Annotated in this window: 7 protein-coding genes; 3 read left to right on the forward strand and 4 right to left on the reverse strand. The window is 59.9% G+C overall.

Features of this window, described 5'->3' with window-relative positions; all coding sequences use genetic code 11:
• Positions 1-646 (reverse strand): TonB-dependent receptor plug domain-containing protein (locus tag ACIREA_RS21215; protein WP_397384353.1); only part of this gene is annotated, 646 nt, incomplete at its 3' end.
• Positions 647-749: 103 nt separating this feature from the next.
• On the opposite strand from ACIREA_RS21215, the gene ACIREA_RS21220 reads away from it, so the two are divergent.
• Together ACIREA_RS21220 and ACIREA_RS21225 are read left to right on the forward strand one after the other, a co-directional pair.
• Positions 750-1,073, forward strand: a complete 324-nt coding sequence (locus ACIREA_RS21220) for an ArsR/SmtB family transcription factor (RefSeq protein WP_397384354.1) — start codon at positions 750-752, stop codon at positions 1,071-1,073.
• 47 nt (positions 1,074-1,120) lie between these two features.
• Positions 1,121-2,776, forward strand: a complete 1,656-nt coding sequence (locus tag ACIREA_RS21225; protein ID WP_397384355.1) for a sulfatase-like hydrolase/transferase — start codon at positions 1,121-1,123, stop codon at positions 2,774-2,776.
• A gap of 3 nt (positions 2,777-2,779) precedes the next feature.
• Here the strand turns inward: ACIREA_RS21225 and ACIREA_RS21230 are convergent, their stop codons facing one another.
• The gene (locus ACIREA_RS21230; protein ID WP_397384356.1) at positions 2,780-3,769 is read right to left on the reverse strand and encodes a glycosyltransferase; all 990 of its coding nucleotides are present in this window, start codon (positions 3,767-3,769) and stop codon (positions 2,780-2,782) included.
• 57 nt (positions 3,770-3,826) lie between these two features.
• The gene (locus tag ACIREA_RS21235) at positions 3,827-4,699 is read right to left on the reverse strand and encodes a helix-turn-helix domain-containing protein (protein WP_397384357.1); all 873 of its coding nucleotides are present in this window, start codon (positions 4,697-4,699) and stop codon (positions 3,827-3,829) included.
• A gap of 88 nt (positions 4,700-4,787) precedes the next feature.
• On the opposite strand from ACIREA_RS21235, the gene ACIREA_RS21240 reads away from it, so the two are divergent.
• On the forward strand, positions 4,788-7,121 hold the full coding sequence (locus ACIREA_RS21240; RefSeq protein ID WP_397384358.1) for a hypothetical protein: 2,334 nt from the start codon (positions 4,788-4,790) through the stop codon (positions 7,119-7,121).
• Here the strand turns inward: ACIREA_RS21240 and ACIREA_RS21245 are convergent.
• Positions 7,122-8,002 (reverse strand): sterol desaturase family protein (locus ACIREA_RS21245; protein WP_397384359.1); only part of this gene is annotated, 881 nt, incomplete at its 5' end.

The raw sequence follows: 8,002 nt of genomic DNA on the forward strand, positions 1-8,002 counted from the left end.
GATTGTAGCCGCCCATGAAGCTGAAACCCAGAACGTCTTCAATGAGGGCACCGCTCACTCGCGCACGATAGTCCTGCAGATTGTAGTTGCCTATCATTGTCTGCGCTTCGCCTTCCCAGCCCTGCATGGTGGGACGACGGCTGGTGATGTTGACGAGACCCCCGGCGGTGTTCCGGCCGTAGAGTGCGCCGACGGGCCCGCGCACCATATCGATCTGGTCAACATCGATCAGCATGATGCTGGAAGAGTTGCCATTGAACTGGGGTACGCCGTCTATGTATGTGGTAACGCCCGGATTGGTCGGGGATCCGCCGATGCCGCGCATGCGGGGGCTGCTTACAGCGCGTGCGCTGAACTCGGTGAAAAAAGTGTTCGGCGCATACAAGGCCGCATCCTTCACGGAATACATGCCAGCATCTTGAAGGGTCTTGCGCGGGATGACGGTGGCGCTGATGGGAGCTTCCAGCAGACTCTTGGTGGAGAGCTTCGGCGCGGAGATGATGATCTCATTGAGATCCACCGGCTTGGTTTGTTCGTCTTTTTTCTCGTCTCCCTGCTGAGCAAAGACGGAGCAGGTGGACATCAGGGCGGTCACGGCAAGAAGACGTGACAGCCCACATCGCGGGGATGAGTTCGGGAGAATCATGGCGGCGTGTGTTTTATCTTACTTGCGCATATTGGCAATAATTATTTCACTTCCGTTCGTCGGGATTCTTGCGGGGACAGGGCGATCTGCTAATCATCCCCCCATGCCCTCACGCACCGTGACACGTTCATTCGACTGCCTAACCGCCATGCGCGCGCTGGGAGAGCCGACACGCCTCCGTCTGGTGCGTCTCCTCATCGGTGGTGCGAAGCCTGTCACCGAGCTGTGTGAAGCCCTGAACGTCACACCCTACAACGTCTCCAAGCACCTGCGGGTGCTTAAAGAGGCCGGGCTGCTCGAAGTCGAGAAGCAGGGGCAGCAGCGCATCTATGCACTCGCAGAGGCGTTCAGTGAAAAACTCGCGAAAAACTCCAACACCCTCGACCTGGGCTGCTGCCAGTTTCATTTCGACAAGCTGCCGGAGTAGGCGCAATTCAGCGAAAGCATGGGAACCTATTGGCGTTCTCACCACCCATGCTCCGCGCTCTCACACTTCTGCTCCTTGGCAGCCCCTCGCTTTTTGCCGCTGCAAAACCCAACGTCCTGCTCATCTGCGTCGATGACTTGAAGCCGCTGCTCGGCTGCTATGGCGACTCGGTGGTCAAATCTCCCAACATCGACCGCCTCGCCGCGCGTGGAGTGCTGTTTGAAAAGGCGTTCTGCAATCAGGCCGTCTGTTCGCCCTCACGCAATGCGCTGCTCACAGGACTGAGGCCGCCGTCGCTGGGGATCTATGAACTGGCCACGAACTTCCGCAAAGCCGCGCCGGATGCCGTGACACTGCCGCAGCACTTCAAGGCAAACGGTTACCGCGCAGAGGGGCTGGGCAAGATCTTCCACGTGGGTCATGGCAATGTGAACGATGTAGCCTCCTGGAGCGTGCCGCATTTCACGCCGAAAACGATCAGCTACGCACTCAAGGAAAACAACCCGCCAGAGTCCACGCGCGAACAGGCGCTGTTTGAAAACAAGACGGATGCCTGGAAGCTGCCGCGCGGCGCTCCCACGGAGTCCGCCGATGTACCTGACAACCGCTATGGCGACGGCATGATCGCCGACGAAGCCGTGAAGCGTCTCGAAGCCGCGAAGCAGAAACCTGACGAGCCGTTTTTCCTGGCGGTCGGCTTTTTGAAACCTCATCTCCCCTTTGTGGCACCGAAGAAATACTGGGATCTCTACGATCCCACTTCCTTCAAACTGCCTGCTCTGCAAACCGCCCCCGCAGGCGCGCCCGAATTCGCACCCTCGACCTGGGGTGAGCTGCGCCAGTACCGGGACATGCCAGAGCAAGGCCCGCTGACGCAGGAGCAGGCCATTCACCTCATCCACGGCTACCATGCCGCCACGAGCTACATGGACGCGCAGCTTGGCAAAGTGCTCGATGCCCTCGACGCAAGCGGCCTGGCCAGCAACACGATCATCGTCTTCTGGGGTGATCACGGCTGGCATCTCGGCGACCACGGCATGTGGTGCAAACACACCAACTACGAGCAGGCGGCGCGCATTCCCGTGCTCGTTGTGGCTCCAGGCATTCAGCCGGCGCGCACGCAGACGCTCATCGAATCCTGCGACATCTACCCCACGCTGGCTGAGCTCGCACAGCTTCCCGCTCCGCCGCAGGGCGATGGCCGCAGCTTTGCCAGCGTGCTCAAAGATCCCGCCACCACCGTGCGGGACCATGCCATTCACGTCTATCCACGTGGGGGCGGTTTGGTCGGCCGTGCCATCCGCACCCAGCGCCATCGCCTTGTGGAATGGAAAAAGCCCGGCGCTGCGCCGGACACCGCCATCCTCGAACTGTATGACTATGAAGCCGATCCTGCCGAGACGAAAAACCTCGCTGCCGAGCAGCCGGCCGTCGTCAAGGTGCTCCGCCAATTCCTCTCCCAGCATCCCGAGGCCAAACCGCAGATCTCCAGCAAGCCGGAAGCGGCACCCAAAAAGCCCGCGCAGGATCGCGGGAAGATGTTTGATCAACGCGACAAGGACAAGGACGGCCAGCTCACCAAAGAAGAGTTTCTGCTCAACCAGCCCGACCCTGACGAGGCACCCAAACGCTTCCCCAAATTCGACACGGATGGCAACGGCACGCTGAGCCGTGACGAGTTCATCAAGGGCGGCAAGAAGTAGCCGCTAAGCCCTTTGCCGCTTCCAGATCTGGCACATGTACCAGGCTTTGAAGGTGGCCGACAGCTCACGGTAATTGGAACAGCCTTTGAACATTGTCCCGGCAAAGCCGGCGGCCAGGAACTCAGCTGCAAACTGGCTGCGGTCAGCGCGTGAGACGTTCCCTTTGCGCATCTTGCCAAGGAAGTGCCCCATCTCACGCACGACCTGCTTATGCAAGGCCCCGCGTAGAGCAGCCGGCTGCCCCTTGGCAAAATCCTTCAGCAGCGCCGCGACTTTGAGGTAGCTGGCGATGCGATGATGCACTTTGTCAGCATCACGCGACTGCGTCAGCGAGCTTGGATTGCTCCGGTAGCCATAGCGCGGCGGCTGTGAAAACCCCATGCGTTTGACGGCCAGCGCCAGCTGCACCGTCCATGGGATGTCTTCATGAATCATGTCACGCCGGAACCGCATCTGTGCCGCTTCGATCACACTGCGCCGGCAGAACTGCAGCCACACATAGTGAGGCCATTCGCGCTGTATGACACCCTGCACCAGCCAGTCGGATCCGCTCAAGATAGAATCCCAGGGCTGCCGGCTGAGAATAGCTGGCGGCTGAGAATTCAGAAGCACCTGCGGATCGGTCCTGAAGCTGAAACCATTGCACAATAGGCAGTCCAAATCTCCCTGCTCAGCCTGCTGATGCCACATCGCCAATGAGCCGGGAGCGATCCAGTCATCACCATCAAGAAAGGCCACCCATTTGCCCGAGGCACGATCCAGCCCGGCATTCCGCGCCGCCGAGACGCCCTGATTGGCCTGCTCGATCACGATGATCCTGGGATCACGCTCCGCGTGGGCTTTGATCTTGCTCAGCGACCCGTCCGTGGAGCCGTCATCAATGATGATGATCTCCAGCGACAGCTCCCCCTGCGCACACGCCGCCGAGAGGGATTCATCCAAAAACGGCTCGTTGTTAAAAACGGGAATGATGAGTGAGACGTCGGGTTGCATGGAGGGTGGGTCGCTAAAAGAGTCCAAGAGCACCCATCCAGCAATCGACTTTACTGTTCACGCCGCCTGCTCCACCCCGCTCAAGCGATATTCAGACGGCGACACTCCGGTGTGGCGGCGAAACCAGGCGGTGAAGTGGGACGCATGGCGAAAGCCCAACGCGAAGGCGACTTCTTTGAGCGTGACCTGATCCGCCACAATGCGCTCGCGTGCGACATCGAGCCGCCGCCGCTCCATGAACATGCGCAGCCCAATGCCAAACTGCTGCTGCATCAACTGTTCCGCACGGCGGCTGCCGATCGGAAAATCCGGGGGCAAACTCGGCGTCGTTTGATCCAGCGGCAGCCCCTGCAGCCACGCAACGATTTGATCCACACGGCGGCGGCGTGCCCTCACCTGGAGTTCAGGCTGAACACCGAGCTCTTGCAAAGTTTCCATCCACACCGCAAACCAGTCGACGAATGCGGCCTCTCGTGCGGCCCACTCACGCGCAGAATACAAAGCGGCTTCAATGGCCTGACGATAGGTGACGACTTTCTGCGCACCGTGAATACTGGCAAAAAGCTGCCGTGTGGCTTTCTGCAGTGCGGGAGCCTCAGCGGCGAAATTGAGCGCATCGCGGAACAACGATGTACCATCCGGCCACTGGCTGCGGAAGCCGACGGACAACAGCCGGGTGTTTGCGGCAAACCAGTGCCGCCGCAGCCGGGGCGATGAAAAAAACGCATGACCTCTTGGCACAAGGGTCTCCTTGCCATCCGCCCGGATGCGCACTTCACCACGCTCCACGAAGAAGACGCCCGCAGGCACCGGGATCTCGGCCGACCACACCCCGCTCTGCGGCACGGGACCACGATACACCCACAGCCACTCATGGCGCAGGCTGCGCCAGACATCAGCTGGAAGTTGGATGACCTGCTTTTTTGGCATCACCCAGCTATGCGGGGGATGTAAGCGATTTCAATCCGACATAATTCACCCGGGTTGCCAGCGCCCCCGGCGTGGCTTTGATCCACGCATGAAATCCAACCTCCTGCTGCTCGCGGCATTCACAGGCTTCCTCGCAGCCGAGGAACCACGCCATGTCAGCGGCATCTACCCCAGCCTCGCCATGTTCAACAATGAAGGCGAATGCGGCACGGGTGCCGTGGTGCCTTGGGCGGACCGCCTCTGGGTCATCACCTACGGACCGCATCTGCCCTTCGGATCGAGCGACAAGCTTTACGAGATCACTTCGGATCTAAAACAGATCGTACGTCCCGAGAGCGTGGGCGGCACGCCCGCGAACCGCATGATCCATCCCGAGTCACAGCAGCTTTTCATCGGCCCTTATGTGATCGACGCGGACCGCGCTGTGCGGGTGATTCCACCGAACAAAATGCCGGGTCGGCTCACGGGCAATGCGCGCCACTTGACCGATCCCGCCGGCAAAATTTATTACGCGACGATGGAAGAGGGCCTCTACGAGGTGGACGTGAAATCACTGGCTGTCACCTCGCTGATCCGCGACGGCAATCCTTTAAAGAAAGGCTTCGAAGTCACGACACCTCTCACGAAACAGGAGTCTCAACTGCCGGGCTATCACGGCAAAGGACTCTATTCGACCCAAGGCCGCGTGATTTACGCCAATAACGGCGACCGTGACAAACGCGTGCTCACGGACCCCACCACCCCCAGCGGCGCTCTGGGAGAATGGCGCAAGCCCGGTGAAGACTGGCAGCTCGTGCGGCGCAATCAATTCACCGAAGTCACCGGCCCCGGCGGCATCCAGGGCAGCGCGGCAGACGCACCGGCGTGGAGCATTGGCTGGGATGCGAAATCTCTCATCCTGATGCTGCTGGATGGCGGCAAATGGCAGTCGTTTCGTCTGCCAAAAGTCAGCCACAGTTACGACGGCGCGCATGGCTGGAATACCGAATGGCCGCGCATCCGCGACATCGGTGAAGATGATCTGCTCATGACGATGCACGGCGCGTTCTGGCGCTTCCCACGCACCTTCTCCGCAGCCAACACGAACGGCATCCGCGTGCGCAGCGCCTACATGAAGGTGATCGGCGATTTCAGCCGCTGGAACGACCGTCTGGTCTTTGGCTGCGATGATTCCGCGAAGTCGGAGTTCCTCAACAAACGCAAAGTCAAAGGCGGAATCGACAGCGTGGGGCAGTCGCAGTCCAATCTGTGGTTCACGAGTCCCGAGACGCCGGACAAGCTCGGCCCCGCGCATGCAAGCGGTGAGGTATGGCTGCATGAGAGCGTGAAGGCGGGCACTATGGCAGACCTGTTTCTGGTAGCAGGCTGGAAGCACCGCAGCGTGTGGCGGATAGATCACACGGTCGGATTCGCCGAGCATGAGGAGATCGACGCCACCGTTGAATGGCTGCAAGTGGCGGCCGACCATGACAGCAAGGATACGAGTGTAATCATCACGCTGACGAATGGCGAAGCACGCGGCACTGAATCGGATGCGATCTTTGACGGCGTGGCGCGTGTGAATGATGCGAAAGTGCAGACGGGTGTTTTCCGCGCTCGTGGTGAAAACAAGCGGACGCTGAGCTTTGCGTCTGACGCAGGTTATTACGAGATGGATGCGGATCTGAAGCTGAGGCGTGTGGAGGACGTGAAAGCAGAGCAGTTTGTGAAGACGAAGGTGGCGATTCCCAAGCAAGTGATCACGCTTGATGAATCCAGCGTTCTTGTCGTCGATGATCGTGGCCGCCGCTGGCGCCTGCCACGCGTCAGCACAGATTTGGATGCTGCCACAAACGCCGGTGAACTGCGCATCTGCCGTGAGGTGGCGACGGAGCGCGACATGCTGAGCGCCTGCGGCACTTTCTTCGAGCTTCCCGCCGAAAATGCCGACGGCTTCGCGAAGATCCGCCCCATCGCCTCGCATAATCTGCGCGTGACCGATTTCGGCGGCTATCGCGGCCTTTTTCTCATGAGCGGCATCAAGCCGGATGCGCCTGCCAATGAACACATCATCCGCAGCACCGATGGCAAAGCCGCTCTCTGGGCTGGTGCGATTGACGATCTCTGGAAACTCGGTAAACCACGCGGTGTGGGCGGCCCATGGAAGAACACGAAGGTCAAAGCGGGCCAGCCGAGCGACCCATTCCTCATGTGGGGCTATGACAAACGTACGCTGACCCTGAGCATTGATGATGCACAGGCAGTGAACCTGAAAGTCGAGCTGGATCTGACCGGCACCGGTCTATGGGTGACTTATAAAGAAACCAAGCTGAAAGCAGGCGCCCAGCTCAGCATCGAGTTCGAGCCTGCGGTGCAGGCGCGCTGGCTCCGTGTCACGGCAGATGCCGCATGCACCGCCACGGCGCAGCTCAAATACGAGTGATTACTTCTTCCACCGGAACGGATGGAGAAACTGCTGCCAGTAACCTTGCGGGACCGGATGGCCGCCAATGCCATAGCCTTCGGGCCAGCGGCCGTTTTCGGGCATGTGGTGGGTGCCGAAGAGTTTGTCGAATAGCGGAAAGTGAATGGCGAAGTTCACATCGATGGCTTCCTTCTCAATGCCGTGATGCCAGTGATGGAAGCGAGGTGTGACGAAGAATTTTTCGAAGATGCCGAGCTTCCAGCCGAGATTGGAGTGAGCAAAGGTGGCGAAGAGATAGACGACCAGCACATACGCATTCACCGCCGTCTGGCTGAAGCCGAGCAGGATCATGGGAAAGACCGTGGTCCCGCGCAGCACAAGGATTTCAAAGAAGTGCATCCGCGCTCCGGCCATCCAGTCCATGCTCTGCGCCGAGTGATGCACTGCATGGAAGCGCCACAGGGCCGGAATGCGGTGAAACAGCCGATGCACCCAGTACTGCACCAGATCCGTGAGGAACATGATGGCAATAAGCTGCACAAGAAACGGCAGCGCGGCCACCCAGGCACGCATCTCCGTCCATGACGTTTGTTTGAACAGCGTCTGCGCCGGCATGAAGCTCAGCCAGGTCAGGACCTGCACCATCATGCTGCTGACGAGGTAGTAGAACAGATCCTCGCGCCATTCCTGGCGGAAGATCCCCTGCTCCGCCCGGTGCGGAAAAATCGTCTCCAGCGGGATGAAGAGAAAGCCGGTGAAAAGCAGCCGCAGGATGAAGAAATCGAGGCCGAAATACACCGGCGTCAGATCGGAGACCACCGCAGATGCTGAAGTGCCGCCAAACGTCACTGCCAGCAGCGTCGCCACCATGCCGGTGAGGCCGAGAGCCTTGCCCGCAC

The sequence above is a fragment of the Prosthecobacter sp. genome, from assembly GCF_044373815.1.
Classification (GTDB): Bacteria; Verrucomicrobiota; Verrucomicrobiia; order Verrucomicrobiales; family Verrucomicrobiaceae; genus Prosthecobacter.

What these genes read in the sequence shown, in the direction of transcription:
- ACIREA_RS21220 (WP_397384354.1), top strand. Translation starts at nt 750, where the DNA reads ATGCCCTCACGCACCGTGACACGTTCATTCGACTGCCTAACCGCCATG.
- ACIREA_RS21225 (WP_397384355.1), top strand. Translation starts at nt 1,121, where the DNA reads ATGCTCCGCGCTCTCACACTTCTGCTCCTTGGCAGCCCCTCGCTTTTT.
- ACIREA_RS21230 (WP_397384356.1), bottom strand. Translation starts at nt 3,769, where the DNA reads ATGCAACCCGACGTCTCACTCATCATTCCCGTTTTTAACAACGAGCCG.
- ACIREA_RS21235 (WP_397384357.1), bottom strand. Translation starts at nt 4,699, where the DNA reads ATGCCAAAAAAGCAGGTCATCCAACTTCCAGCTGATGTCTGGCGCAGC.
- ACIREA_RS21240 (WP_397384358.1), top strand. Translation starts at nt 4,788, where the DNA reads ATGAAATCCAACCTCCTGCTGCTCGCGGCATTCACAGGCTTCCTCGCA.